This is a genomic window from Pseudomonas sp. FP597 (assembly GCF_030687435.1).
In the GTDB taxonomy this organism is placed as follows: Bacteria; Pseudomonadota; Gammaproteobacteria; order Pseudomonadales; family Pseudomonadaceae; genus Aquipseudomonas; species Aquipseudomonas lactucae.
Genome location: NZ_CP117432.1, coordinates 3,807,646 through 3,831,978, shown reverse-complemented (window position 1 = coordinate 3,831,978; position 24,333 = coordinate 3,807,646). Strand labels below are relative to the sequence as shown.

Genomic DNA, 24,333 nt, shown 5'->3' with positions numbered 1-24,333 from the left:
TTTATTTTTATACTCAGGATTTTTTCATGCGCTCTTTTTTCGTACCGGCCACGGCTCTGTTGCTGGCCGGTTGTGTTTCCGCTCCCAACGACCCGACCTTGACCCTGCAAACCAGCAAAAGCCCGGAAGCCTATGTGCTTTGCGTACTGCCCAAGCTGGAGAAACACGGCATCACCTCCACCGTGACGCAGAACTCGCGCCACGCCAAGGTGGTGTTGACCAGCAAGATTGCCGCCGACGATGTGCTCGAGGCCTACAAGGCCGGAGAGGGCGCCAAGGTGTTTTTGTATGAGCGCAAGCCGCTGGCGTCGGCGTTGACGCCGTCACGGCTTGAACTGGCCGCACAGGACTGTAAGTAAAACACACCAATCCAATGTGGGAGGGGTATAGCCCCTCCCACATTGGATCTTTGTATGACTTAAGGTCGTGCTTCGTTGCTGAAGTTTTCGACTACTTTGACCAGGCCACTGGCCGCCAGCGCCACCAACTCACCGCCTTTCTCCACCGTCGCCAGCGCCGGGTCCGAACCCATGCGCCCGTCGGGGAAGCGCGCACGGAAATCCAGGGCTTCGCGGATCGGCCCGGTGTTGGCGATCTGCGGCGAGTAATCGGCCGACTTGATCGCGTCCGGATAGGCCCACTGCGTCACAGCAATTTCCGAAGGCGTGGCATGGCTGCCATGACCCACCGGGAATTGGCGGTGAGCCAGCTCGTTGACGCCTTCCAGATCCCACCAGTTCACCAACTTCAACGCGAACCCGGCCGGGCGGCGGGCGAAGCTGGCTTCGGCGTACAACTCGGAGAACGCCGCTTCAATGGTCGCGATGTTACCGCCGTGGCCATTGAGAAACAGGATCTTGTCGAAACCATGCCCGGCCAGCGAACGCACCCAGTCGCCAATCGCGGCGATGAAGGTGGAGGGACGCAGCGAAATGGTGCCGGGAAACCCCAGGTGATGCTGGGCCATGCCGATATTGAAGGTGGGGCCGATCAGGATATCGGCGTTTTTCTGCGCCTCATGGGCGATGATTTCCGGGCACATCCAGTCGGTGCCCAGCAGGCCGGTGGGGCCGTGCTGCTCGTTGGAGCCGATGGGGATCACCACCGTGCGGCTGCGCTCCAGAAACTGGCCGATCTCGATCCAGGTCGATTGATGTAGAAGCATTCGAAGCTCTCTTTTATCGGTGGGACAGACTAACCGCCACGGATTGTACGACTACTGGCCACCTGTTGGGGTTTGCAATTGAGGTACGTCGAGGACTTCAACCAACGCTGGTCGGGGTACCACGAAAACATGAACTGCCCATCCTTGAGTTTGTCCACCACCTGGCGCGCCACCTGCGGGCGTACGGCCGGGCAACCCTGGCTGCGGCCGATGCGGCCTTCGCGCTTGCTCCACAGGGGGCTTACGTAATCGGCGGCGTGGATCACGATGGCGCGGTCGCGGGCCAGGTCATTGAACCCCGGCTCCAGGCCGTCCATGCGCAGTGAATAGCCATGGGTGCCCAGGTAACTCTCCTGGGTGCGGAACAAGCCCAGGCTGGATTGGTGGCTGCCTTCGAGGTTGGAGAACTGAGTGGCGAAGTTTTCCCCGGACTTGGCCCCATGGGCCACCAGGTCGCGCAGCACCAGCTTTTTCTTGCGCAGGTCAAAGATCCACAGCCGACGGGCGGTGGACGGTTGCGAGTAATCGATCACGGCCAGGCGCTCGGAGCGTTCCTCGCCATTGCTGACCGCACACTGCATGGCGTTCAGGGCGCTTTTGAGTACAGTGGGATTGAGTTCTGGAGCCGAGCGCGCCAGGCTGTTATACAAGGACGGAGGGTTACCGTTGGCAGCGAGCGCAGAATTGCTCAAGATAGCCAGTACGGTCACCGCGCCGAGGCGGCACATAAAAGTCAGCATCTACAGTACATCCCCCCACTGTGGATTGGAGCAAAGTCATTGTTCAAAAAACACGCATGTTACTTGAGCATTTGCCTGCTCGTTGCACCATTGGTCGCCACAGCCGAAGCGCTGCCGGTGCAGCCGTTGCCGGTCAGCACGCCGGCGCCGGTGGATCTGGCGCCGGTGCAACAGGCCCTGGCGCAGTTGCCCAGTGTCTGCCCCGACCTGGCTGCGCAACTCGATGCGACAGCGCTTGCACGCCTGCAAGCCCTATACCAGCAGCATGGCGATGCACCGCTGTGGTCCGACGAGACGCGTCGCCAGGCACTCCAGGCACAGTTGCTGATGCTCGCCGACGACGGCCTGGACCCTACCCACTATAGCCTTGCTGAACCACACGCCACGCCAAACGTGCTGTGCAGCGATATCGGCAGCAGTCAGCACTATTTGCAGGCCCTGCAGGATCTGCACTTCGGACGCCTGCAGCAATCACGCTTCGAACCGCTGTGGCATTCCCAGCCACCGGCCCGGGACCCCGACACCGACGTGCTGGCCCTTGCCGCCGTTGGCCTGCAGGACATGGCGCAAGCTTTCGACCAGGCGCGACCCAGTGCCGATCTTTACCGTAGCCTGCGCAACGTGTATTCCAGCATGCGCCAGCAACCGCTGCCGCATTGGGACCCGGTCGGCAGCGGTCCGCTGTTACGCCCCGGCATGGAAGACCCGCGCGTACCGGAACTGGCGCGCCGCCTTCACAGCGGCGGCTACCTGCCCGCAGAACGCCAGGGCAACGGCAAGCAATACAGCCCCGAACTGGTCAGCGCGGTAAAGGCTTTCCAACTCAGCCACTCCCTGCAATCAGACGGCGTGATCGGCGCCGGCACCGTGGCCGAACTCAATATCAGCCCGGCCATGCGCCGCGAACAACTGCGCATCAACCTGGAGCGCTTCCGCTGGCTGGCCAAGGACCTGGAGCCCGAAGGCGTGCTGGTCAACGTCGCCGCCGCGCAACTGAGCGTGTACCAGAGCGGCATCCCGGTGTGGCAAACCCGCCTGCAAGTGGGGCGTGCCGAGCGCCAGACGCCGTTGCTCAAATCGCGCATTACCCGGCTGACCCTCAACCCCACCTGGACCATCCCGCCCACCATCATGCGCGAGGACAAACTCCCGGCCATCCGCCTCAACCCCGAATACCTGCGCCAGCAGAACCTGCAAGTGCTTGACGCTGAAGGTCACGCGCTGGCGCCCGAACTGATCGACTGGGCACGCCCCGGCAACATCCTGCTGCGCCAGGAGGCCGGCCCGCGCAACCCGCTGGGCAAGATCGTGATGCGCTTCCCCAACCCGTACTCGGTGTACCTGCACGACACCCCCAGCCAACCGCTGTTCACCAAAGGCCCGCGTGCGTTCAGCTCCGGCTGCGTGCGGGTGGAGCAACCCTTGCTGCTGCGCGACCTGCTGGTCAGCCCGGCTGAACGCGCGCGCACCGATGAATTGCTGGCCACCGGCGTGACCCACGAATTCAGGCTGGCCACGCCGGTGCCGGTGTTGTTGGGGTATTGGACGGTGGAAGTGGATCGCCAGGGTGGGCTGGTGTATGCGCCGGATATTTATGCGCGGGACCTGGTGTTGATGAAGGCGATGGGGAGTGTGCTCTGAGTCGAAGACAAATGTCGGCTGATGCTTTCAACGGCGTCTGCCGATGTCATCCGCGCAGTGTCGATAGTCAATGGCGCGTCATCCCAGGCTTCGTATTCGTGGGCTAAGACCGATTGCCAGGTCGGTGGCGTCAGTCCTGCGATATCGCTCTCACGGGTTTCGACGCGGCGTTGATGTTCCTGGACGTCTGAGCAAACCACTTGGATGTCGATCAATGCAACACCCGCGCCGGCTGCGCTTGAGGTGAAGGCTGCCCGACTGTCTCGCACCGGATTCACGCAATCGGCAATCACGGTATGCCCCAGTCGCAGGTTACTCAGCGCCAGCGCATTCGCCACGCCATAGCCGCTGGCGCCCGGCAACATGCCGGCATCGCGCAATGTCTGTTCGATCACATCGATGCGCAGGTAAACCGCGCCGATCCGGTGCGCCAGTTCGCGGGCAATTGTAGTTTTACCGGTGCCGGGCAGGCCGCTGAAGACGATAAGCATGGTTCGGTCCTTCGAAATTGAGTGGGACGGGCAGGGTAACGCCTACCTGCCCTGAAACGTGACCGTAAACGTGGTGCCGCCCGTGGCACAGGACCGCACCGCCACATCGCCGCCATGCACCTTGGCCAATTCGCGCACGATATACAGGCCCAGTCCCACACTGCGCACGTCGCTGCCCTGGTCGGTGCCACGGGTCATGGGTTCGAACAGCACGGCCAGCAGCGCTTCGGGAATCACCGCGCCGTAGTTGTGCACGGCCACCTCGCAAGTGCCAGCGCCCAGGCGCGAGGTGATGGTGATCGGCCGTTGCAGGTCGCCATAGGCGACGCTGTTGGCCACCAGGTTGCCGATGATCTGCTGCACGCGGTCGGCGTCCAGGCAGGCGTCGCCCTGGCCTTCGGCCTGATGCACCAGTGTCGCCTTGGGGAAGGCCACGCGCAGTTCGTCCACCGCTTGATGAATCACCTCATGCAGTGCCAACGGTGCGGCCTTGATGGTGATGCCCTGGCCGACCCGCGCCTGGGTGAAGTCCAGCAGGTCGGCGATCATGCGCTGGGCGCGCTCGGACGACTGGCCGATATGCCCGAGTAACTGGCGCTCCTTGGCGGTACGCTCGCCACGACTGAGAAAGTCCGAGGCCATGCGGATGGCCGTGAGCGGGTTCTTCAAGTCATGGCTGACAATCGCCACCATCTGCTCGGCAAACAGCGCGCGGCGCTGGGAGATGACATAGGCCTCTTTCAGCTCGGCCTGGGCCTGATGCAGTGCGACTTCGGCGGCGGTTTTTTCCTGCAGCAGCGCCTCGGCCAAGTGGCGTGCGTTGAGCAGTTCGCGCTCGTACTTGTCGCGGTCGGTGGTGCCGAACAGCGCCAGGTCGTACACCACGGCGTCGGCCTGCTCGCGCCTGTTGCCGTTGAGCAGCACGGTGACCTTGTGCCCGTCGCGGTGCAGCATGTCCAGCTTCACTTCGGTGACGCTGCCGTGCATGCGCAGCATGGGCGCCAGGTGGGTCTGGTGGAAGATCCGTCCGCCCATGGTCAGCAACTCCTGGAAGCGCCGGCTGCACAGTTCGGTGAGGCTCAAGCCCAGCCAATCACTGAAGCGCGCATTCGCCTGGAGGATCGTGCCGTCTTCGGCGGTGACCGCCAGGGCGCAGGCGGCGCTGTCGAACAATTCAGCTGACACGGGCGTCCATCCAGGGCGCGAGGAAGGTGTCCATGGCTGCTGCACAGGCTTGCGGCGCGCTCATGTGCGGGCAATGCCCGACGTTCTCCACCAGGCAATAGGTGCTGTTGGGCAGCACACGGTGCAGGTATTCACCCACTTCGATGGGGGCGATCAGGTCGTCGCTCGACTGCAGGATCAACACCTTCGTGGCCAGGCCGATCACGTCCTGGCGGTTGTCCGACAGGAAGGTTACCCGCGCGAACTGCTTGGCGATGTCCGGTTCGGTGCGGCAGAAACTGGCGGTCAGCTCCGCGCCCAGCGCGGGCTGATCAGGCGCGCCCATGATGACCGGGGCCATAGCGCTGGACCAGCCCAGGTAATTGCCGTCGAGGGTGTCGAGCAGGTCGTCGATGTCACTGCGCTTGAACCCGCCCACGTAACCCTCGGCATCGATATAGCGCGGCGATGGGCCGATCATTACATGCGCCGCGATACGTCCCGGCGCCAGGCGGTCGGCAAGGACGCCGATCATCGCGCTGACCGAGTGCCCCACCAGGATCACCGGGCCTTCGGCGTAGGCGTCGATGATCTCGTTAAGGTCGCGGGCATAACCGTCCAGCGCGCCGTACTTGGCTTTGTCGAAGGCATTGAGGTCGGAAAGACCGGCGCCCACCAGGTCGTACATGACCACCCGAAAACGGTCTTTGAACGGTGGCGCCAGGTCATTCCACATGGCCTGGTTGCAGCCAAAGCCATGGGAAAACACCAGGGTCGAGGTCCCGTTGCCCATCACGTTGACGTTATTGCGGTGGCGTAAGTCCATGGGGATCTCGAAAGTGATGGCGTATTGCTGGATGTGAGGCAGTTTAAATAGCCGACCGCTTTGGGTCACGCGTTATAGCGCTGATAGGTTACAGTCGGCGCCTTCAGGAAGAAACTTCAGGTAACAAACATGATGCGGTGGTTGCGGCAATCCGTCTTGAGTCTGCTGGTGCTGGCGTGCGCCAGCCTGTTAAGTGTGGCCCAGGCCGACACTTCGCCGATTGGGGTAGCCCTCGACCAACGGGTGATCGACCTTACCGGTACGCTCGATGCCAGCACCACCACTCGTCTGAAAGCGCAACTCGCCGCCCTCGAACAACGCAAAGGCGCGCAAGTGGCCGTGTTGCTGATACCCACCATCGGCGACGCCAGCCTCGAGGATTACACCAACCAACTGTTCCGCGCCTGGAAACTGGGGCGCAAGGACGTCAACGACGGCATCCTGCTGCTGGTGGCCAAGGATGATCGCAAGGTGCGCATCGAAGTGGGCTATGGCCTGGAAGGCACCGTCACCGACCTGCTGTCCCACCGCATCATTGAAGAACGCATCAAGCCGGCGTTTCGTCAGGGCGACTATGCGGGCGGCATCAGCCAGGGCGTCAATGACTTGGTCGTGCTGGTGGACGGCGGCGACTTGCCCGAAGTCGCCGAACCTGGGGTTAACCCCCAGATCATCGCGATGCTGCTTGCATTTGTCGCAGGCGCCATCGGCGGTGTGCTGCTGGCCGCCGGCAAGCTGCATTGGCGCCGTGCCTTGGTTGCCGCCGTGGCGGTCACGCTGTTGCTGGCGGTTTTTGGCGGTGGCCGCGAGTGGCTGATGTGCCTGCTGGTGATGCCGCTGGTCATGCTGATCGGCGGCGCGACGTTCGGTGCATTGTGGCTGGCACGTGCGGTGTTTTATTGCGTCATCGGATTGCTGGCCTACATCCTGGGCCTGGTCTTGGTGAATCATCAGTACGCCGAGGTCAATTTCATCCATTGGCTGGCGTACCCGCTGGGCGCGTTGGTGGTGCTGGGGTTGTACCTGGTGCTGTTGGCAGTCATGAGGGCGGCATGGCAGCAAAGCCGCGCGGGCGTTATCGCGCGGTTGCTGGCGGCGGTGGCGGTGTATGTAGCGGCGGGCACGCTGATGGACCTTGGACGCAACGGCTGGCTGTTTGCATTTCCCATTGCGTCGTTTGCGGCACTGTTCATCTTCATCAAGACCAGCGGCGGATCGGGGTCGAGTTCGGATTCGGATTCAAGCTCAAGCTCGGATTCAAGTTCCAGTTCCAGCAGCTCCGACAGCTCTTCCGGCGGTGGTGGTTCCAGCGGTGGCGGCGGGGCTTCGGGGAGCTGGTAGTAACGCGCTTTTCGTGGCGAGAGAGCTTGCACCCGTTCGCGCGCGAAGCGCTCCCAGTTACAGCCGCTTGGACATAAACACCCGGCTGCTGCCCTCTGGCGCACAGGGTATTTCCCCAAACCGCACCCAGCCGTTCTTCTCGTAAAACCCCGGCGCCTGGAAGCTGATGGTGTACAGCACGGCGTTCAGGCAACCCCGGCGCCGGGCTTCGTCCTCAAAGGCTTGCAGCAACCGGCTGCCCAGGCCTGTGCCGCGCAGTGTATCGGGCAAGTGGAACAGATCGAGAAAGGCCATGCCCAAGGTGGTTTTGCCGGTGATGCCGCCGATGACCTGCCGGGTCTCGGGATCCTTGAGCAATACCGTGAGCGGCAGACGGTCGTTATAGCCGGTGACATCTTCGTTGAAAGCGGCCAGGCCGCTGCCAAGCATGTGCTCGGCGTCGGGGTTGGCTTGGTCGCTGATTTCGATGCGAGGTGCGGTCATTACGAACTCCCTGTCTGTTAGAACGCCATCACCATCTCATGCCACGCCATGCCGCCATGATCCGAGGGTGAAGGTCGCACATAGGTGTAGCCCATACGTTCGTACAACGGCACATGCCGTGCCTTGCACATCAAGTGAATCGTGCCCTTGCCCATCGCCTGCATGCGTTGCACAAATTCGCTCATCAGTTGCTTGGCGTAGCCGTTGCCCTGGTGCGCGGGGTCGACCACCACCGACATGATCACCACGTTTGGTGCATCGGACGCATGGCCCACCAGCTCCTTGAACGCCTCATCCGACATCACCACCTCATGGGCGCAACCGCTGTTGATAAAACCCACCACCTCGCCGTCGGCTTCCAGGATCAGAAAGCCTTGCGGGTACTGCACGATGCGCGTGGCGATTTTTTCCAGGGTCGCGGCTTCGTCACCTTCGTAGGCAGTGGTTTCGATTTCAAAGCAACGGGCGGCGTCGGCGGGGAGGGCGTTGCGCAGGGTGAGGACGGGCATGCGGGTTCCTGAGTGTTGGGCGAAAGGCCACATCATAGCGGCGGTACAGACTCCGTACAGTTCTTGTCGTGCTCATTAGTCATAAGGTTCGATTCTATTCTGGGCAAAAAGAACAGCCACCTTGCTGCTGCGAAACAGTCTGGGTGGCAACTGTGCGCGGGTTCGCAGACCAGGAAGAATCACCCCCGGCAGACCCGAAGGTCTCCCACGCACAGCCGCCATAAAGCAAGACGCGGGCGGGCTCCGCCTGAGGGTCTGAGACTGTGCAGGTTGATTCTATTTTGTAGGGCTGTGAAACCCTGTCGCTGACCAGGATCGGCGCCGGGCGAACTATAAAAGTGCCCTCCGCCGAGGCGCAACCGAGAGGATGTAACTGAGCTACTGGCGAACTGCGCCCATTTTGAGGATCGCGTTAGTATGAACATCCCGGCCCTCGCTGCACCCACTTGAGCGGGCAACGCAACTGCATGAAGGAAGGATCCCTTGCTGAAAATAAAACGCGCCAGACTCGAGGATGCCGACGCTGCTTTCAACATCCGCCGCGAAGCCATACGCGGCCAATGCATCGGCGCCTACACCGCTGAGCAAATGACGCTATGGACCCGAGGCTGCGCCGACGATGGCTACAGCGCGCTGATGGATAAACCCTTTTACCTGGGTTGGGTAAACGATGAACCCGTCGCCACCGGCATGCTCGACCTGGCCAATAACGAAGTGGGCGCGTTGTTCGTACTGCCGCAGTTCATCGGGCGCGGGTATGGCAAGGCTATGCTTGACCACCTCGAAGACGTTGCACGGGCATTGGAGATAAAAGAAGTGGTGCTGGATGCGACATTGAATGCCGCGAGCTTTTATCGAGCGTGTGGATATGCGGGGGAGCGGCAGGCTATTTACCGTGCGCCATCGGGGTTGGCGTTGGCGTGCATACCGATGGTTAAGCGGCTAAGTGCGTGACGTACTCTTTCAGCGACGCAGGAGCCTACCGTTGCGCGCGTTCGAGCTTTGGCGAGGCCGCGATAGCGGTGGCGCATAATCGGCGCCTTGGCGCCCAGCATCAGGTAACCCGGCAGTTTCGTGGTCAGGTGATGATTGAGCTGCCAGTGCTCGGTCTCAAGCAGGATATAGGCGGGGTCGATCTGCATCAGCACGCGTCCTTGGGAGCAAGGTCGACAGGATAACAAGCATGCTCGGCTGTATCCCACAAAACCAAGCCATCTGTGTCTATCGCGCTCGCCGTCAGGTGGCTAGCCTCACGCCACGTTAACTGACGACCGAGTAATCCATGGAACTCACCGCTGTCCCGTTTGGCATCACCGACTGGTCCACCGTCGACCCCGAACTTCACCCAGGCGTAACCGGCAGTGCTTCATGGAGAACCTGCCAATTCGGCACCACCCGTGTACGCATGGTGGAATACACCCCAGGCTACCTGGCCGATCACTGGTGCACGCGCGGGCATGTGTTGCTGTGCCTGGAAGGCGAATTGCACACTGAATTGGAAGACGGCCGCCAGTTCACGCTGACGGCCGGGATGAGTTACCAGGTGGGCAATGACATGGAGGCGCATCGCTCATCGACGAGCGTTGGGGCGAAGTTGTTTATTGTGGATTGAGGGACTGGATGCGGCCCTCCCACATTTTAACCGCTGTGTGTCAGTGCATCTTGCTGTGGTCCATGCCATCCAGACCCCGCGCCGTTGCGGTCACGTCAACGGTCTGCTTTTCGCCCTTGGCATTTTCCACGGTCAGGGTCAGCGGTACCTGGTCGCCTTCCTTGATCTGCCCGGTCAGGCCCATCAGCATCACGTGGTAACCGTTCGGGTCGAGCTTGACCGCTTTGCCGGCCGGCAGGGCCACCGCGTCCACCGGGCCCATGCGCATTACGTCGTCCTTCATGCTCATTTCATGGATCTGCACGTCCTTGGCCACCGGCGACGCCACACGCAGTAACTTGCTGTCGCTGTCGGCGGTGACGGTCATGAACGCGCCGCTGGATGGCTGGCCCGGCACCGAGGCGCGTACCCAGGCGTCGGTCACTTGCACCTGGGCGCTGGCGTGCACGGCGAAACCCAGCAGGGCGAGGCTTAAGGTGAAACGCTTGAGGTGTTGAACGGCAGTCATTAGCAGACCTCCATGACGGTGAGCAGGTCTTCTGCGCACTCTTTAGCGGTAAGGGACGCCTGCAGGCCCAGGCGCAGGTTGCCACGGGTGTCGAAGACAAAACTGGTGGCGGTGTGGGACAGGGTGTAGGTGTCACCGGCGGGGATCTTTTCATAGAAGATCCCGAACTCCTTGGCGGCCACGGCGATTTCTTCCGGGGTGCCGTAGAGCGCTTCGAAGCTGGGGTCGAAGGCCTTGACGTACTTGTCGAGAATTTCCGGCGTGTCGCGCTCCGGGTCCAGGGTGATAAAGATCACCTGCATGATCTCGCCGTCACGGCCCATCAGCTTCTTGGCCTGGGCGGCGCGGGCCAGCGTGGTGGGACACACCGCCGGGCACTGGGTGAAACCGAAGAACACCACCGGCATCAGGCCACGGTAGGAACTGAGGGTGACGGTATCACCCTCGGTGTTCTTGAGCTTGAAGGTGCGGCCCATGATCTTGTCGCTCAAGTCCTTGCCGTACTTGAAGTTCAATCTGGGGCTGTTGTCACAACCGGCCAGCAGGCCCAGGCCCAACAGGCTCATGCCGGTGAGGACCTTGCGGCGGGTGAATAACGTACTCATCAACGGTGCGTCCTGTGAAGCGCCTGCATTGCTCTGGGTCTACACATCAGGCTTTGAAAAGGAGTAAACGAGGAGGGCGCCCAGTCTACCAACCCAGGCCTGTGCGCGTAATCTGCGACGTTCTGCCACAGGGGCGCGCTGCGTTTCGTCACTTTGCGGCTTCGGTGGTAGAGTCGCCGCCATGAATTTGAGCCATCCCGACCGTTCGCTGATCGCCTGGACCCTGTACTTCTGCGTGCTGATGAACCTGTTCGTGTGCGGTTTGGGCCATGGCCGGATGATGGGCCAGCAGCTCAACGGGATCGGTGGGGCGTTCTGTTCGGTAAGCGGCCAACAGGCGCCACTTTCCGACAAAGGGTTAAACGACGCGGCTTCCAGCAACATTTCGAACTACTTTGCCTGCCCAGTGTGCGCCGGCGTGACGGTCGCCCTGGTGTTCCTGATCGGCCTGGCCTGGCTGCTGGGCCTGGGGCAAGCCCCACGCCCGGCCCATGAACAGCGCAACAAGGCGCCGCCGCGTTACGCCTGGCCCTCGGCCAACCCCCGCGCTTCCCCCACCGTCTGACGTGTGCCATGGGCCTCCTGTGACCTGGAGGCGTTCTATCGTCACGACTGTGAGTGCGTTTCATGAACCATCAATTGCCTGCAGGCGCCAGTCGCCCGCGCGCGGAACCTGCGCGGTCCGAATACCCCAGCAATGCCCGGAGTTTTGTGCACCTGGATGCACGTCTGTTGCCGTACTGGCACAGCCTGTTCGACATCTGCCCGGCCTTGCTCAAGCTTGACCCGCCCGAAGGCCTGAACCTGTTTCGCAGCTTCATGACCTGGGCCTATCGCAACCGGCCGGCGCAGGACTGGACCTACCACCTGAACGTCTGCCGATGGCTGCTGGGCTCGCCCTATCGCGCGCGGATCGACGCCGAGCCCATCGAAGCCTTGATGGCCGCCGCTGCTGCGTGTTGGGTCAACACCGATGTCAGCCCGGCCCGGGGCGTGGTGCTCGCCTGGAAAGAGTTTAGGGTGTTCGATTGGAAAACTGCGCCTCCCAGCAATGCCGAACAGCGGGCGTTGCCGCCCTCGGCGGAAGACTTCGCCTGGTGCCCGCTGACGGCGCACGGTGGTTTCAGCGGTTGGTTGCCGGTGCCTTGATCGGCATCAAGGTGCGCGCTTGCCCAGGCCATCACACTGGAGGCCCGGCGCGACCTGCGAGGCCATCATGCTTTACCTGTTATTTCTTCTGGCCCACCTGTTCGCTGCGCTGATCTTTATCGGTACGGTGTTTTTCGAGGTGTTGATCCTCGGGCATTTGCACCGGCACTTGCCGATCCGCGTCATGGTGTTGGTGGAGCAGGGCGTCGGTCGTCGGGCGCGGGTGCTGATGCCCTGGGTGTTGCTGGTGCTGTTCGGCGCGGGGCTCGGCATGGTCTGGTTGCGTTACCTGCTGGTGCTCGCCGCGCCTTTGGCTTCGTCCTTCGGCACCTTGCTGGCCCTCAAGCTGACCCTGGCCGCCAGTGTGCTCGCGCATTTTTTGCTGACCATGGCAAGGATGCGCTGGGGCACCGTCACCGCGCGCTATATCCGTCTGGTGCACCTGAGCCTGTTCGGCCACATGATCGCGATTGTGCTGTTGGCCAAGAGCATGTTCTACCTCACCTGGTAAAGCCCTTGATGCACATCAAGGTGGGCCGTGGCGTCGCACCGGACAATGGCTCATCGTCGCCTGCTCCGGAGCCCGTCATGCACACCGTCATTCCACGCGCTCGCGCAGGCCACGCCCAGGGCGTGCTGGACCTCAACGGGCACGCCGACAGGCGCAGGTTCCACGCCGGTGTCGGCTCCCTCGATGTGCTGCGTGCCCTGCGCGCCAGCCGCCAATGCCAACGCCCGCTGGCCCTGACCCTGTACTGGCCCGCCAGCCCTCCAAGCGATATGTACCGCCGCAGCCTGGCCCAGGAAATCCAACTGGTCGGTTGTCACCTGGGCCGTCGCCAGCCGCTGGACTATCTGCAGTGGCGCGGGGCAGCGCCGATTGACGCTGTGCAGGCGCTGATGACGGCTCTGCGCGAGCGCTTCAATTTCCTTGAGCACGGCCGCGGCGACTACGGCATCGATCTAGACCCGCGCCACACTGATTGGGCCGCTGTGGGCCTGCTGCGTGAGCTGGGCTTTAACCGCGTCTGCATCGGCGTGCCCGACGCCCGCGCCGAGGATGCCCAGGCCGATTTCCGCAACCCGGCACCGATCCAGTCGCTGATCGATGCGGCGCGGACGTTCGATTTCCGCTCGGTCAGTGTCGACCTGGGCTACGGCAGCGCCTGGCAGACCCTCGCCAGTTTCGAGTTGAAGCTGGCCAGCCTGATCGCCCTGGAGCCGGACCGCCTGCACGTGTTCGATTATGCCCAGCCACCCAGCCGTTACCTTGCTCAGCCGCTTCAGACGCTGGGCGCCGAGGCGGATAAAACCGCCATGCGCCAGATGGCCTTCGAGCACCTCGACGCAGCGGGCTACCACTACATCGGCCTCGGCCAATTTGCCCGTGGCGACGACGACCTCACCCAGGCCCAGGAACGCGGTCGGCTCAGCCGTACCTGCGAAGGGTTCAGCCTGCACGGGTATTGCGATCACATTGGGCTGGGCCTGGGCGCCATCAGCCAGATCGACACCTTGTGCGCGCAAAACACCAGCGCCGAACGCCCCTACGCCCAGGCCCTGAACAACGGCCAACTCGCCACCTGCCAAGGCTGGCAGCGTGAAACCGGCGACGCGTTGCGCGATCACGTGGTGGAGCGCCTGGCGTGTGACCTGGAATTGGATATCCAGGCGATCGAGCGGCGTTACGGGCTGATCTTCAGCCGGTATTTCGCGGCCATCTGGCCGGTGCTGGAACAGTGGGACCGTGAGGGCCTGATCGAACTGTCGGCGCAGTTCCTCTGTGTACTGCCGGCCGGGCGCCGGCAGGTGGATGAGTTGTGCGCGGTGTTTGCCGCGCTGCATGGCATTTAAACGTAGGGGCTCGTTCAAGCTGTATCGCAGATAACGCGAGGGGGACACAGGCGTTTTTCATGAGGGCTCCAGGTGACGGTAAACGTGCAGACGCAAGCGTAAATGCTCGCGCCGCTGTGTGACTTGATCCAAGACAAGGGGAGTGCGCGCGCATCGGCGCAAAATCGTCGCAGTCCTGAAGGGAGACCGTGTTATGCAAGTGCTTGATCGACGCAAGGCCATGGCGATTACCCCGTTGTTTCGCCTGGCCTTCCGGCCATTTTTCCTCGGTGCATGCCTGTTGGCGGCGCTGGCCGTTCCCCTGTGGCTGCTGGCCCTGGGAGGCGCCACCGGCAGTTGGCAACCGGCCGGCGGCTGGCTGGCCTGGCACCGCCATGAGCTGCTGTTCGGCTTTGGCGTGGCGATCATCGCCGGGTTCCTGCTCACGGCCGTGCAGACCTGGACCGGTCGGCCCGGTCTCAGCGGAGCGCCGTTGGCGGGGCTGGCCGCCCTGTGGCTGGCGGCGCGACTGGGCTGGTTGCTGAACCTGCCCTGGCCAGTGCTGGCGCTGTTGGAGTTGAGCTTCCCACTGGCCGTGGCCGGGGTGATGGGTTGGACACTGTGGCAGGTGCGGCAGCAGCGCAACTACCCGATTGTGCTGGTGTTGGTGCTGCTGGCCGTGGCGGATGGCATTTCGCTGTACGGGCTGTTGCGCCAGGACGAAGGCTGGCAGCGCCAGTCGGTGCTTACCGGTTTGTGGCTGGTGGCGGCGATGATGGGCCTGATCGGTGGCCGTGTGATTCCGTTTTTCACCCAGCGTGGGTTGGGTCGGGTCGAAGCGGTCAAGCCCTGGCCGTGGCTGGACCGTATATTGCTCGGCGGTTCGATCCTGGTGGCGTTGGCCTATGCCTGCGGGTTGGCCGCGTCCCCCAGCCTGTGGCTCGGCGCGTTGTTTGCGGCCCTTGGTATCGGCCATCTGCTGCGCCTGGTGCGCTGGCATGACCGCGGCCTGTGGCGCGTGCCGCTGCTGTGGTCGTTGCACCTGGCGTATGCCTGGCTGGCACTGGCCTGCCTGGGCATGGCGCTGTGGCACTTCGGTGCGCCGCTCAACCCGAGCCTGGCAGTGCATGCGCTCACCGTGGGCGCCATGGGCGGCTTGATCCTGGCGATGATCGCGCGGGTCAGCCTGGGCCATACCGGCCGCCCCTTGCAGCCGCCGGGCGGGATGACCCTGGCCTTTGCGCTGCTGAACCTGGCCTGTGTGTGCCGAGTGTTGCTGGTGCTGGTGTGGCCGGTGGCGGCGTTGTGGCTGGCCGGGCTGTGCTGGTTCGTCGGGCTCGGGCTGTACCTGTGGCGCTACGGGCCGATGCTGCTGCAGTCGCGCGTCGATGGGCACCCCGGCTAGGAGAAACCGATGCTGTATTCGTGGTTATTGATCGTGCATCTGCTGGCGGCCATCGCCTTTATCGGCACGCTGTTTTTTGAAGTGGTGATCTGGCACAGCGCCCGGCAGGAACTGGCCTGGTCGGCGCAGTTCACCGCCGAGCACGCAATTGCGCGGCGTTCGCGCCAGGTGCTGCATGGCGTGGTGGTGCTGCTGTACGGCGCGGGCATCGGCCTGGCCTGGCATTACTGGGGCATGCCGTGGACCGGGCGATTCGCGCTGCTGTTGAGCCTGAAAATCAGCCTGGCCCTGAGCATCATCGGCCACTACTTGCTGCTGGCGTACTGGCTGACCCACAAACGCCTGAGCCCCACGCGGGCGATGTGGATCCGGCGCAGCATCCTGGCGCACATGGTGCTGATCGTGATCCTGGCCAAGTCGCTGTGGTAGGGCTGTGCGGCGTCATGCCGCGGACGAATGTTGATCGCGGTCAAGGGATAACGCGGCGGTAGTTCCCACACTGTGGCGAACTTTCTGGAGGACCGCGCCATGCCCCTGTCTCTTGCGCAATTGCGCCGCAACTACACCCTGTATGGCTTGAGGGACGATCTGACGCAGGACGATCCCGTGGTGCTGTTCGGCCAGTGGCTCGACCAGGCGCGCAAGACCGAAGTGCCGCCGGCCGAGGCCAACAGCATGGCCCTGGCCACGGTCGACCGTGACGGGCATGCCCATTGCCGCATCCTCTTGCTCAAGGGCTTCAGCGCCGACGGCTTTTTCTTCTTTGGCCATTATCAAAGCGCCAAGGGCGAGGAACTGGCGAGCAATCCCCATGCGGCCATGACGTTTTTCTGGCCGGGTCTGGAGCGTCAGGTGCGCATCGAAGGCCCGGTGGTGCGCGCGCAGGCCCAACTGTCGGACGACTATTTCGATGCCCGTCCCACCGCCAGCCAACTGGGCGCCTGGGCCTCGCCGCAAAGCCAGCCCCTGGGCCATCGCAGCGAACTGGAAAGCCGCTTGCGCGAGGTCACCGAACGCTTCGCCGGTCGCCAACCGCCACGGCCCGAACACTGGGGCGGCTACTGCCTGCAACCGCAGCGCATCGAATTCTGGCAGGGCCGCCCCGACCGCCTGCATGACCGTCTCGACTATCGCCTGCACGACGGTCAATGGCAGCGCACGCGGCTGGCCCCCTAACGGCATACCTCCTCCGAGGAATAGGCCCTGCGCCCATTGCGGCGCAGGCTGACCACCACTTTCCTGACGTTTGGAGCCTGGATCATGGCCCATTTGAAACAACGGCATTTCGTGCCACTGAACATCGCCGTACTCACCATCAGCGACACCCGCAGCCTCGACACGGATACCTCCGGCCAGACCCTGGTGGACCGTTTGCAGGGCGCCGGGCATGTGCTGGTGGACCGGGGCCTGGTGATTGACGATATCTACCAGATCCGCGCGCAGGTTTCCCTGTGGATCGCCGACCCCGAGGTCCAGGTGGTGCTGATGACCGGTGGCACCGGCTTCACCGCCCGCGACAACACCCCCCAGGCCGTACTGCCGTTGCTGGACAAACAGGTGGACGGCTTTGGCGAGCTGTTCCGTCAGGTGTCCCTGGCCGAAATCGGCATATCGACCCTGCAATCGCGGGCGCTGGCCGGCGTCAGCAACGGCGTGCTGGTGTGTTGCATGCCCGGTTCGCCCGGCGCCTGTCGCACCGCGTGGGACCAGATACTGCTCAGCCAGTTGGACAGTCGCACCGGCCCGTGCAATTTCGTGCCGCACCTCAAGCCGCAGCCTGATCACGTGCTCGGCGCCTGCGAGGCACGGTCATGAGCGTGTGTGACAGCGGCGAGCTGCTGCCGGTGGACGTGGCCATCGAACAACTGCTGGCCCAGGCGCCACCGCCACCGTCCACCGAGGTGGTTGCCCTGGGCGAGGCCCTTGGCCGGGTGACCGCCGAAGAGGTGTTCTCGCCCCTCGATCTGCCGGGCTGGGACAACAGCGCCATGGACGGCTACGCCCTGCGCGCCTTCGATGTGCCGGAGCAGGGCGGCTACCTGGTATTGGCGGGGCGGATCGCCGCCGGGCACAGCAGCGACGTGCCGTTGCAGGCTGGGCAATGCGTGCGGATTTTTACCGGTGCGCCCCTGCCGTCCGGCGCCGACAGTGTGGTGCCCCAGGAGCGCTGCCGCGTGTACGGCCAGCGTATCTGGTGCCCGCCGTTGCGCCTGGGCGAACACGTGCGCAAGCGCGGTGAAGAGCTGCAGCGCGGTCAGCGCGTGTTGAGCGCCGGCAAGCGCCTGCGCGCTCAGGAAATCGGCCTGTTGGCAGCGGCGGGCATCCCGCGGGTCAAGGTCTACCGGCCACTGCGGGTGTGCCTGCTCAGTAGCGGCGATGAGCTGCGCGAGCCTGGCGAACCGCTGGCGCCGGGACAGATCTACAACAGCAACCGCCATCTGGTCGCCGCGTTGCTGCGTGGCTGGGGCGTGCAAGTGCACGACTACGGCGTGATGGCCGACGCCCTGGCGGCCAGCCGCGACGCGCTGGCACTGGCGTCTTCCGAGTGCGACGTGCTGCTGACCACTGGCGGTGTGTCGGTGGGCGAGGAGGACCACCTCAAACAGGCGATCCAGGCACTGGGCAAAGTGGATGTGTGGCGCCTGGCGATCCAGCCCGGCAAGCCCCTGGCCTTTGGCAACGTGGCGGGCAAACCCTGGATTGGCCTGCCCGGCAACCCGACTGCCGCCCTGGTCACGGCGCTGGTGGTGGTGCGTGCGTTCTTGCTGCGTGCCCAAGGTGCCGAGCGGGTGCTGCCGGTGCCGATCAACGTGGTGGCCGGTTTCGAGTGGCTCAAGCCCAACAAGCGCCGCCAATACCTGCGCGCCCGCCTAAGGCCCGGCGTGGACGGGCAACTGCGCGCCATCCTGCATCCCCAGCAAAGCTCGGCAATGCTCATGGCCGCCTGTTGGGCCGATGGCCTGGTGATCATCGAGCGTGAGCAGCAGGTGCCCAAGGGCGCGCCGGTGGCGTTTTTGTCGTTTGCCGATTTTGAATAAGGAGCACTCATGCAACTGGTCTGCCCGGCAGGTAACTTGCCCGCCCTCAAAGCCGCCGTGCGCCAAGGTGCCGATGCGGTGTACGTGGGGTTTCGCGATGACACCAATGCCCGGCATTTTGCCGGGCTGAACATGGACGACAAACAGTTCGACGGTGCCGTCGCGTTTATTCGCCAGCACCAGCGCAAGCTGTACGTGGCGGTCAACACCTACCCGCAACCGAAGATCTGGGCACGCTGGCAACGCGCCGTCGACCGCGCGGCGGACCACGGCGTGGATGCCCTGATCGCCGCCGACCCCGGCGTACTCGACTACGCCAGTCGCCGGCATCCGCAGATGGCGTTGCACCTGTCGGTGCAGGGCTCGGCCACTCACGCGGCGGCGCTCAAATTCTACGCCGAGCGCTATGCCATTCGCCGTGCGGTGTTGCCGCGTGTGCTGTCCCTGGCCCAGGTCAAACAAGTGGCGGCGAGCAGCCCGGTGCCGATCGAAGTGTTCGGCTTTGGCAGCCTGTGCATCATGGCCGAGGGGCGTTGCCATTTGTCTTCCTACATCACCGGCGAGTCGCCCAACCTGTGCGGCGTGTGCTCGCCGGCCAAGGCGGTGCGCTGGAGCGACGACGCCGACGGCCTGAGCGCACGCCTCAGTGAGGTGCTGATCGACCGCTACACCCCCGATGAACCCGCCGGCTACCCGACCTTATGCAAAGGCCGCTTCCTGGTGGGCGGCAAGCGCTTCCATGCGCTGGAAGAACCCACCAGCCTCGACACCCTGGACCTGCTGCCGGAACTCAGCGCCATCGGCGTGGCGGCGGTGAAAATCGAAGGCCGGCAACGCAGCCCGGCCTATGTGGAACAAGTCACCCGAGTCTGGCGCGCGGCGCTGGACGCCCACCGCAGCGCGCCGGCCAGCTTTGTGGTCAAGGACCAATGGCGCCAGGTGCTGGCGGGGTTATCCGAAGGCAGCCAGACCACGCTCGGCGCCTACCATCGTGCATGGCAGTGAGGAGACACAGATGAAACTCAGCCTGGGACCGGTGCTGTTTTATTGGGACAAGCAATACCTGGGGCGCTTCTATGCCGACATGGCCGACTTGCCTCTGGACGTGATTTACCTGGGCGAAACCGTGTGCGCCAAACGCCGTGCACTGTCGCTGGATCAATGGTTGGGCCTGGGGCGTGAATTGCAGGCCGGCAGCCAGGCGCAGATCGTGTTGTCGAGCCTCACGCTGATCGAAGCCGCCTCCGAACTGTCGAGCCTGCGCCGCCTGTGCGACAACGGCGAACTGCTGGTGGAGGCCAACGACATGGGTGCGGTGCAGATGTTGATCGAGCGCAAGTTGCCCTTTGTCGGCGGCCCGGCGCTCAACCTGTATAACGGCCACGCCCTGGTGCAGTTGCTCGATGCGGGCATGCAGCGCTGGGTGCCGCCGGTGGAATGCTCCCAGGCGTTGATCGTCGATGTGCTGCAACAGGTGCGTGAACTCGGCCGCGCATTGCCCGAGGTGGAAATCTTCGCCTACGGTCACTTGCCTCTGGCGTACTCGGCGCGCTGCTTTACCGCCCGCGCCGAAAACCGGCCCAAGGACGACTGCCAGTTCTGCTGCCTCAACTACCCCGACGGCATGGCCCTGACCAGCCAGGAAGGGCAAGCGTTGTTCACCCTGAACGGGATCCAGACGATGTCGGCCGACGTCACCAACCTGCTCGCGGACTATCCCGCGCTGGTCAACGGTGGCGCCGACCTGTTGCGCCTGAGCCCACGGGCCGAAGGTATGGTCGAGGTGGTGCGCGCGTTCGATCAGGTGCGCCAGGGCGCCATGCCGCCGCTGTTCGTCGACGGCTGCAACGGCTACTGGCACGGCCAGGCCGGCATGTTGCGGGTCGAGGAGGCAGGCCTGTGTTGAGTCGCAAACAGTGGTTGCTCAAGAGTGCCGATCGCCTGTTACCGCTGGTGCGCCGCGTTCCCTTTCGCGTGCAGCGCCTGGCCTTGCAACAGGCCCTCAACCGCTGCCTGGCCGAACCGCTGCGTGACGGCGGTTTCGACCTGCTGCGCGGGCGCTGGATGTGTCTGCGCATTCCCGACCTGGGGTTGTGCTGGTACCTGACGTTGGCGCGCGACGGCTTGCGTATTGCTCAACAGGCCGACGCCCAGGTGAGCATCAGCGGCAACTGGCGCGAGTTTCTGTTGCTGGCCAGTCGGCAGGAAGATCCGGACACCTTGTTCTTTCGGCGGCGGTTGGTGATCGAGGGGGATACCGAGTTGGGGCTGGGGCTGAAAAACCTGATCGACAGCCTGGACCCCGACGTATTGCCGGGGTGGCTGTGGCGAAACCTGGAGCGGGCAGGGCGTGGGCTGGCCACTCAGGCCTGATACGCCCTCAGCGCGTCTTCGCGCACGATGCGAATCGTGCGCCGTTGCACCTCGATCAAGCCGCCTTCCACCAGCCGGTGCAGAATCCGCGAAAACGTCTCCGGCTGGATCCCCAGCTTCGACGCCACCAGGCGCTTGGGCACTTGCAGCAATACGTCGCCACTGCGGCTATCGCGCTCCTGGAACAGAAAATTGATCACCCGCCGGCTGGCGTTGGCCAGAGTCAGGGTGTCGATGTCCTGCAGCCGTTGGTGCAGGTGGATACTCATGCCGGCCAGGATTGCCAGGCAGATTTTCGGTTGATCTTCCAGAGCACGGCGATAGTGTTCGCCGGCGACGCTCACCAGCACACTGTCCTTGAGCGCGGTGGCGCTCACCGGGTAGGCCTTGGCCTGGGTGAACAGCAGCGCCTCGGCGAACGTCTGGCCGGGTTGGATGATTTCCACCAGGTGTTCCTGGCCCTCACCCGTCACGCGGTGCAGTTTGATCTGGCCGCTGACCAACAGGAAAAACCGCTCGGCGGCGTCGCCCTGATGCATCAGCGGGGTGTGACCGGGCAGGCGCTTGAGGTTGGCCAGGGTGCAGACATCCTGGAAGGTTTTTTCCGGGAGTTGGCTGAACAATGGGTGACGGCGTAGGGTCAGGACGATGTGCGGGTGGGTTAGCATGGGGCCTCCGTTGCCGGCATGGTAGGGCGTGGCCGATGCCTGGGGATATGCCTCCGTGGGAGTACCTCTTGGGGGGATTGGTCTACAAACGCAGTTCCAGTGTGGGAGGGGCGGTGCGACGATTCGACTTCTCCGATGAGGGAGTGTCAGTGAATGTATCTGTTGCTGACCCACTGCCATCGGGAGCAGGCCCCCTCCCACATTTTTGATACCCCCGTCACCCCACCTGCCGCAAATGCTCCATCGCCCAAACCGCCGCTTCCACCCGCGATCGCAACCCCAGCTTATGCAGCAGATTCTTCACATGCACCTTCACCGTGCCCTCCGTAATCCCCAGCTTATGTCCGATCACCTTGTTGCTGTACCCCCCGGCAATCGTCTTCAACACCTGACGCTCGCGTTCAGTCAATTCCACCGCCGCATGAGGCTGCGGTGAACGCAAGGCCTGCGCCAGCACACGGGTCAGCCCAGGGCTGATCACCAGCGCGCCCCGTAGCGCATCACGGATGAATTCCACCACCAACTCCGGCTCCATATCCTTGAGCAGGTAGCCATTGGCATCCAGGCGCAACGCGTCGCGGATGTCGTCCTCGGCGTCGGACACGGTAAACAGCAATACCTTGCCGCCGTAGTGCATGGCGCGCAGGCGGCGCAGGGTTTCCAGGCCGTTCATGTGCGGCATGTTGTTGTCCAGCAGGATCAGGTCCGGTTGCACGGCATCGATCCGGTCGAGGGCTTCCTGGCCGTTACCGGCTTCGCCGACCACCTGCAGGTCGTCTTCCAGTTCGAGGATCTGGCGCATGCCGCGGCGCATCATCGGGTGATCGTCGACCAGCAGGATACGGTGGCGCATGGCGGTGTTCATGAGGCGGTGCCTTGTAGGGAGTGGCCGAGAAATTCCGGCTGGAAACGCAGGTGCACGCGGGTGCCCTGGGGCTCGCGGGGGCTGATGTCGAGGTCGCCGCGCAGGCTGCGGGCGCGTTCGTCCATGATGGTCAGGCCGTGGTGTTCGCGCCGATCGATGTCGCCGCTGAAGCCGCGACCGTCGTCTTCTATGCTCAGGCTCACGGTTTCGCCGACCTGGCGCAGTTGCAGCCAGGCGTTCTGGGCATGGGCGTGGCGCAGGCAGTTGGACAAGGCCTCGCGGGTGATCTGCAACAGGTGGATCTGTTCGCTGGCCGACAGTTGGAAGGCCAGGGCATCCACATGCAGGTGCACCTGGAACTCGCCGCGTCGGGAGAATTCTTCGGCGGTGTCCGACAGTTCCCGCACGAGCCCGGCGTCGTTGATCTGCAGGCGGAAGGTGGTGAGCAATTCGCGCAGTTGGCGATAGGCGTTGTTCAGGCCATCGCGCAGTTCGCCGGTGACGGTGGCCAGGGTTTCCACCGGTTCGCCACGGCGGATCAGGGTTTGCATGCGGCTCACTTGCAGTTTCATGTAGGACAGCGCCTGGGCCAGGGAGTCGTGCAGTTCGCGGGCGATGATGGTGCGTTCGTCGAGCAGCAGCAGGCGGTGGTCCTGCTCGCGTTGGCGCTTGAGCGACAGCGAGGTGCCGATCAGGTTGGCCAGGGCCTGGATCAGTTGTTGCTCCCAGGCCTGAGGCGCATGACCGTCGATGAAGTGGGCCTTGAGTTCGCCCAGTTCCGAGCCCTGGTTACTGATGCTGAACACCTGGGGTGGCGCGACTTTGTGTTTCTGGCAACTGGCGCAATCGCCGATGGCGCACACGTTGCGGCTGTCGCCGCCGTGCAGGGCAAGCATCTGCTGGGCCGGCGCGAGGAAGTGACCTTGCAGGCACAGCGACAGGCGCAGCCCCGGCAGGCGTGTCTGGAAGCGCCGGATCAGTTCATCGAGGCCTTCGGCGTTGGCCAGGCGCGTGGCCAGGCTGCGGCTGCTCTGGTAGAGCAATTCGAGGGCGGCGTTGGCTTGTTGCAGGTTGAGGGTCTTGAGTTGCACCTGGCTTTCCAGGGTGCGGTGGGAAGCCTCGATGGTCTCGGCCATGGCATTGAAACTCAGGGCCAGTTGCCCCAGTTCGTCCTCGGAACGATGGTTGACGCGGGTCTGGAAGTCGCCGTCACGAAAGCGCCGGGTGGCGTGCACCAGTTCTTCCAGGGGGCTGACCACCCCGTACTGCAATTCATACAGGCCCAGCAGCAGGATGATCAGGGTGCTGAACAGCGCCAGGCCCTGAATGCCTTGCTGCCAGCTCTGTTTCTGTTCGCTGTGTTGCTGCAACAGGCTGACGAAACGGTTGAGTTGTTCGACGAAGGCCGGTGCGTTGGCTTGGAACAACAGGCTGTCACCGCGTGTCAGGGCCGGGCGCAACTCGTCGTGCCAGCGTTGCTGGATTTGTTGGTAACTCTGCAACAGTGCGCCGCGCGGTCCGTCTTCGAGCACCGCCTTGAGGGATTGGCTGTCCAGGCGGCCTTGCAGGCTTTGGGTGATGGCGTCAATTTCGTCAGCCGGTGCACCGGCGGCGAGCTTCCAGCTGAGGTGGTAGGTCTCCATGCGCACGGAACCGGCGGTGTTGATCGCGGCGGCATCACCCTGGCTGAACCAGGCGATCAAACCTGCGCTCAAGGAACTGGCCAGGGCGAGGACAGCGATCAGGATAACCGCCAGGCCGGCGCGGGCGGGCAGGGAGCTGCGCAGCCAGTCAAACATGGCGGCGTAATCGAAGGAGGCAGCAAAGCAGCATGGTTGCACCAGGCACGGGAAAAGGGGCTGAACACAGCCTTCCCTGGCGTCCTACCTCTAAAGAATTGCCGGCGCACCCTCCCAC

The 24,333-nt window shown here is 63.7% G+C and carries 29 protein-coding genes and 1 pseudogene; 17 read left to right on the top strand and 13 right to left on the bottom strand.

All coding sequences use genetic code 11. The features are described 5' to 3' along the window. The first annotated feature begins 26 nt into the window (after positions 1–26). On the top strand, positions 27–359 hold the full coding sequence (locus PSH66_RS17465; RefSeq protein ID WP_003174605.1) for a hypothetical protein: 333 nt from the start codon (positions 27–29) through the stop codon (positions 357–359). Between the two features lie 59 nt (positions 360–418). Here the strand turns inward: PSH66_RS17465 and PSH66_RS17460 are convergent, their stop codons facing one another. Both PSH66_RS17460 and PSH66_RS17455 read right to left on the bottom strand, forming a co-directional pair. After that, positions 419–1,165, bottom strand: a complete 747-nt coding sequence (locus PSH66_RS17460; RefSeq protein ID WP_003174604.1) for a creatininase family protein — start codon at positions 1,163–1,165, stop codon at positions 419–421. Between the two features lie 29 nt (positions 1,166–1,194). After that, on the bottom strand, positions 1,195–1,905 hold the full coding sequence (locus tag PSH66_RS17455) for a murein L,D-transpeptidase catalytic domain family protein (protein ID WP_003174603.1): 711 nt from the start codon (positions 1,903–1,905) through the stop codon (positions 1,195–1,197). A gap of 39 nt (positions 1,906–1,944) precedes the next feature. Between PSH66_RS17455 and PSH66_RS17450 the strand changes: the two genes are divergently transcribed. Further along, on the top strand, positions 1,945–3,546 hold the full coding sequence (locus tag PSH66_RS17450) for a murein L,D-transpeptidase (protein WP_305427324.1): 1,602 nt from the start codon (positions 1,945–1,947) through the stop codon (positions 3,544–3,546). Here PSH66_RS17450 and PSH66_RS17445 read toward each other — a convergent pair. Genes PSH66_RS17445 through PSH66_RS17435 form a run of 3 tightly spaced genes read right to left on the bottom strand, consistent with a single transcriptional unit; the run spans position 3,498 to position 6,027 of the window. Continuing rightward, positions 3,498–4,037, bottom strand: coding sequence for an AAA family ATPase (locus PSH66_RS17445; protein WP_042944895.1), 540 nt, complete (start codon positions 4,035–4,037; stop codon positions 3,498–3,500). The genes PSH66_RS17450 and PSH66_RS17445 overlap by 49 nt on opposite strands. A gap of 42 nt (positions 4,038–4,079) precedes the next feature. Then, entirely contained in the window at positions 4,080–5,222 is a 1,143-nt protein-coding gene (locus tag PSH66_RS17440) for a PAS domain-containing sensor histidine kinase (protein ID WP_141064742.1), read from the bottom strand. Then, a complete protein-coding gene (locus tag PSH66_RS17435) occupies positions 5,212–6,027 on the bottom strand; it encodes an alpha/beta fold hydrolase (protein ID WP_305427323.1) in 816 nt (271 codons plus the stop codon). Before PSH66_RS17435 ends, PSH66_RS17440 begins: the two co-directional genes overlap by 11 nt. 129 nt (positions 6,028–6,156) lie before the next feature. Here PSH66_RS17435 and PSH66_RS17430 point away from each other — a divergent pair, with 129 nt between their 5' ends. Next, positions 6,157–7,368: a YgcG family protein gene (locus tag PSH66_RS17430; RefSeq protein WP_305427322.1), complete on the top strand. Its 1,212-nt coding sequence runs from the start codon at positions 6,157–6,159 to the stop codon at positions 7,366–7,368. Between the two features lie 57 nt (positions 7,369–7,425). Here PSH66_RS17430 and PSH66_RS17425 read toward each other — a convergent pair whose 3' ends face one another. Continuing rightward, on the bottom strand, positions 7,426–7,851 hold the full coding sequence (locus PSH66_RS17425) for an N-acetyltransferase (protein WP_078825036.1): 426 nt from the start codon (positions 7,849–7,851) through the stop codon (positions 7,426–7,428). A 17-nt stretch (positions 7,852–7,868) separates the two neighbouring features. After that, positions 7,869–8,360, bottom strand: a complete 492-nt coding sequence (locus tag PSH66_RS17420; RefSeq protein WP_305427321.1) for a GNAT family N-acetyltransferase — start codon at positions 8,358–8,360, stop codon at positions 7,869–7,871. A 483-nt stretch (positions 8,361–8,843) separates the two neighbouring features. Between PSH66_RS17420 and PSH66_RS17415 the strand changes: the two genes are divergently transcribed. Then, the gene (locus tag PSH66_RS17415; RefSeq protein WP_003174596.1) at positions 8,844–9,314 is read left to right on the top strand and encodes a GNAT family N-acetyltransferase; all 471 of its coding nucleotides are present in this window, start codon (positions 8,844–8,846) and stop codon (positions 9,312–9,314) included. A gap of 77 nt (positions 9,315–9,391) precedes the next feature. Here the strand turns inward: PSH66_RS17415 and PSH66_RS17410 are convergent. Beyond that, positions 9,392–9,502: pseudogene (locus PSH66_RS17410) on the bottom strand (HIT family protein); the annotation flags it as partial. A 140-nt stretch (positions 9,503–9,642) separates the two neighbouring features. Between PSH66_RS17410 and PSH66_RS17405 the strand changes: the two are divergent. Further along, positions 9,643–9,972: a DHCW motif cupin fold protein gene (locus PSH66_RS17405; RefSeq protein WP_305427320.1), complete on the top strand. Its 330-nt coding sequence runs from the start codon at positions 9,643–9,645 to the stop codon at positions 9,970–9,972. 40 nt (positions 9,973–10,012) lie between these two features. Here PSH66_RS17405 and PSH66_RS17400 read toward each other — a convergent pair whose 3' ends face one another. Both PSH66_RS17400 and PSH66_RS17395 read right to left on the bottom strand, forming a co-directional pair. Further along, a complete protein-coding gene (locus PSH66_RS17400) occupies positions 10,013–10,480 on the bottom strand; it encodes a copper chaperone PCu(A)C (RefSeq protein ID WP_003174594.1) in 468 nt (155 codons plus the stop codon). Beyond that, a complete protein-coding gene (locus PSH66_RS17395; RefSeq protein WP_003174593.1) occupies positions 10,480–11,085 on the bottom strand; it encodes an SCO family protein in 606 nt (201 codons plus the stop codon). Before PSH66_RS17395 ends, PSH66_RS17400 begins: the two co-directional genes overlap by 1 nt. Positions 11,086–11,266: 181 nt before the next feature. Here PSH66_RS17395 and PSH66_RS17390 point away from each other — a divergent pair, with 181 nt between their 5' ends. From PSH66_RS17390 to PSH66_RS17335, 12 genes are all read left to right on the top strand, one after another. Further along, the gene (locus tag PSH66_RS17390) at positions 11,267–11,650 is read left to right on the top strand and encodes a DUF2946 domain-containing protein (protein WP_003174592.1); all 384 of its coding nucleotides are present in this window, start codon (positions 11,267–11,269) and stop codon (positions 11,648–11,650) included. 62 nt (positions 11,651–11,712) lie between these two features. Next, on the top strand, positions 11,713–12,234 hold the full coding sequence (locus PSH66_RS17385; protein WP_305427319.1) for a putative natural product biosynthesis protein: 522 nt from the start codon (positions 11,713–11,715) through the stop codon (positions 12,232–12,234). Positions 12,235–12,301: 67 nt separating this feature from the next. Next, complete coding sequence (locus tag PSH66_RS17380) at positions 12,302–12,745, top strand: hypothetical protein (RefSeq protein ID WP_305427318.1); 444 nt, start codon at positions 12,302–12,304, stop codon at positions 12,743–12,745. A gap of 77 nt (positions 12,746–12,822) precedes the next feature. Then, complete coding sequence (locus tag PSH66_RS17375; protein WP_305427317.1) at positions 12,823–14,088, top strand: coproporphyrinogen III oxidase; 1,266 nt, start codon at positions 12,823–12,825, stop codon at positions 14,086–14,088. 193 nt (positions 14,089–14,281) lie between these two features. Beyond that, complete coding sequence (locus PSH66_RS17370; protein WP_305427316.1) at positions 14,282–15,472, top strand: NnrS family protein; 1,191 nt, start codon at positions 14,282–14,284, stop codon at positions 15,470–15,472. A 9-nt stretch (positions 15,473–15,481) separates the two neighbouring features. Continuing rightward, positions 15,482–15,901, top strand: coding sequence for a hypothetical protein (locus PSH66_RS17365; protein WP_305427315.1), 420 nt, complete (start codon positions 15,482–15,484; stop codon positions 15,899–15,901). A gap of 99 nt (positions 15,902–16,000) precedes the next feature. Further along, on the top strand, positions 16,001–16,648 hold the full coding sequence (gene pdxH, locus PSH66_RS17360; protein WP_305427314.1) for a pyridoxamine 5'-phosphate oxidase: 648 nt from the start codon (positions 16,001–16,003) through the stop codon (positions 16,646–16,648). Positions 16,649–16,732: 84 nt separating this feature from the next. Beyond that, entirely contained in the window at positions 16,733–17,287 is a 555-nt protein-coding gene (gene moaB, locus PSH66_RS17355) for a molybdenum cofactor biosynthesis protein B (protein ID WP_141064724.1), read from the top strand. Next, positions 17,284–18,510 (top strand): gephyrin-like molybdotransferase Glp, encoded by a 1,227-nt coding sequence (gene glp, locus PSH66_RS17350; protein WP_003174562.1) that lies wholly within the window; start codon positions 17,284–17,286, stop codon positions 18,508–18,510. Before moaB ends, glp begins: the two co-directional genes overlap by 4 nt. Positions 18,511–18,519: 9 nt before the next feature. Next, a complete protein-coding gene (locus tag PSH66_RS17345; RefSeq protein ID WP_078825022.1) occupies positions 18,520–19,515 on the top strand; it encodes a peptidase U32 family protein in 996 nt (331 codons plus the stop codon). Between the two features lie 10 nt (positions 19,516–19,525). Beyond that, positions 19,526–20,416: a U32 family peptidase gene (locus PSH66_RS17340; RefSeq protein ID WP_305427313.1), complete on the top strand. Its 891-nt coding sequence runs from the start codon at positions 19,526–19,528 to the stop codon at positions 20,414–20,416. Continuing rightward, positions 20,410–20,883, top strand: coding sequence for an SCP2 domain-containing protein (locus tag PSH66_RS17335; RefSeq protein WP_003174559.1), 474 nt, complete (start codon positions 20,410–20,412; stop codon positions 20,881–20,883). Before PSH66_RS17340 ends, PSH66_RS17335 begins: the two co-directional genes overlap by 7 nt. On the opposite strand, the gene PSH66_RS17330 is transcribed toward PSH66_RS17335, so the two are convergent. From PSH66_RS17330 to PSH66_RS17320, 3 genes are all read right to left on the bottom strand, one after another. Continuing rightward, positions 20,874–21,551, bottom strand: a complete 678-nt coding sequence (locus PSH66_RS17330) for a Crp/Fnr family transcriptional regulator (protein ID WP_003174558.1) — start codon at positions 21,549–21,551, stop codon at positions 20,874–20,876. The two genes, PSH66_RS17335 and PSH66_RS17330, sit on opposite strands and share 10 nt — an antisense overlap. A 217-nt stretch (positions 21,552–21,768) precedes the next feature. Next, the gene (narL, locus tag PSH66_RS17325) at positions 21,769–22,416 is read right to left on the bottom strand and encodes a two-component system response regulator NarL (protein WP_305427312.1); all 648 of its coding nucleotides are present in this window, start codon (positions 22,414–22,416) and stop codon (positions 21,769–21,771) included. Further along, entirely contained in the window at positions 22,413–24,215 is a 1,803-nt protein-coding gene (locus PSH66_RS17320) for a HAMP domain-containing protein (protein ID WP_305427311.1), read from the bottom strand. Before PSH66_RS17320 ends, narL begins: the two co-directional genes overlap by 4 nt. Positions 24,216–24,333 lie beyond the last annotated feature (118 nt).

Bases quoted from the DNA above. Each gene is read 5' to 3' on its own strand.
- PSH66_RS17465 (WP_003174605.1), top strand. From the start codon at position 27: ATGCGCTCTTTTTTCGTACCGGCCACGGCTCTGTTGCTGGCCGGTTGT.
- PSH66_RS17460 (WP_003174604.1), bottom strand. From the start codon at position 1,165: ATGCTTCTACATCAATCGACCTGGATCGAGATCGGCCAGTTTCTGGAG.
- PSH66_RS17455 (WP_003174603.1), bottom strand. From the start codon at position 1,905: ATGCTGACTTTTATGTGCCGCCTCGGCGCGGTGACCGTACTGGCTATC.
- PSH66_RS17445 (WP_042944895.1), bottom strand. From the start codon at position 4,037: ATGCTTATCGTCTTCAGCGGCCTGCCCGGCACCGGTAAAACTACAATT.
- PSH66_RS17435 (WP_305427323.1), bottom strand. From the start codon at position 6,027: ATGGACTTACGCCACCGCAATAACGTCAACGTGATGGGCAACGGGACC.
- PSH66_RS17430 (WP_305427322.1), top strand. From the start codon at position 6,157: ATGATGCGGTGGTTGCGGCAATCCGTCTTGAGTCTGCTGGTGCTGGCG.
- PSH66_RS17425 (WP_078825036.1), bottom strand. From the start codon at position 7,851: ATGACCGCACCTCGCATCGAAATCAGCGACCAAGCCAACCCCGACGCC.
- PSH66_RS17420 (WP_305427321.1), bottom strand. From the start codon at position 8,360: ATGCCCGTCCTCACCCTGCGCAACGCCCTCCCCGCCGACGCCGCCCGT.
- PSH66_RS17405 (WP_305427320.1), top strand. From the start codon at position 9,643: ATGGAACTCACCGCTGTCCCGTTTGGCATCACCGACTGGTCCACCGTC.
- PSH66_RS17400 (WP_003174594.1), bottom strand. From the start codon at position 10,480: ATGACTGCCGTTCAACACCTCAAGCGTTTCACCTTAAGCCTCGCCCTG.
- PSH66_RS17395 (WP_003174593.1), bottom strand. From the start codon at position 11,085: ATGAGTACGTTATTCACCCGCCGCAAGGTCCTCACCGGCATGAGCCTG.
- PSH66_RS17390 (WP_003174592.1), top strand. From the start codon at position 11,267: ATGAATTTGAGCCATCCCGACCGTTCGCTGATCGCCTGGACCCTGTAC.
- PSH66_RS17385 (WP_305427319.1), top strand. From the start codon at position 11,713: ATGAACCATCAATTGCCTGCAGGCGCCAGTCGCCCGCGCGCGGAACCT.
- PSH66_RS17380 (WP_305427318.1), top strand. From the start codon at position 12,302: ATGCTTTACCTGTTATTTCTTCTGGCCCACCTGTTCGCTGCGCTGATC.
- PSH66_RS17375 (WP_305427317.1), top strand. From the start codon at position 12,823: ATGCACACCGTCATTCCACGCGCTCGCGCAGGCCACGCCCAGGGCGTG.
- PSH66_RS17370 (WP_305427316.1), top strand. From the start codon at position 14,282: ATGCAAGTGCTTGATCGACGCAAGGCCATGGCGATTACCCCGTTGTTT.
- PSH66_RS17365 (WP_305427315.1), top strand. From the start codon at position 15,482: ATGCTGTATTCGTGGTTATTGATCGTGCATCTGCTGGCGGCCATCGCC.
- pdxH (WP_305427314.1), top strand. From the start codon at position 16,001: ATGCCCCTGTCTCTTGCGCAATTGCGCCGCAACTACACCCTGTATGGC.
- moaB (WP_141064724.1), top strand. From the start codon at position 16,733: ATGGCCCATTTGAAACAACGGCATTTCGTGCCACTGAACATCGCCGTA.
- glp (WP_003174562.1), top strand. From the start codon at position 17,284: ATGAGCGTGTGTGACAGCGGCGAGCTGCTGCCGGTGGACGTGGCCATC.
- PSH66_RS17345 (WP_078825022.1), top strand. From the start codon at position 18,520: ATGCAACTGGTCTGCCCGGCAGGTAACTTGCCCGCCCTCAAAGCCGCC.
- PSH66_RS17340 (WP_305427313.1), top strand. From the start codon at position 19,526: ATGAAACTCAGCCTGGGACCGGTGCTGTTTTATTGGGACAAGCAATAC.
- PSH66_RS17330 (WP_003174558.1), bottom strand. From the start codon at position 21,551: ATGCTAACCCACCCGCACATCGTCCTGACCCTACGCCGTCACCCATTG.
- narL (WP_305427312.1), bottom strand. From the start codon at position 22,416: ATGAACACCGCCATGCGCCACCGTATCCTGCTGGTCGACGATCACCCG.
- PSH66_RS17320 (WP_305427311.1), bottom strand. From the start codon at position 24,215: ATGTTTGACTGGCTGCGCAGCTCCCTGCCCGCCCGCGCCGGCCTGGCG.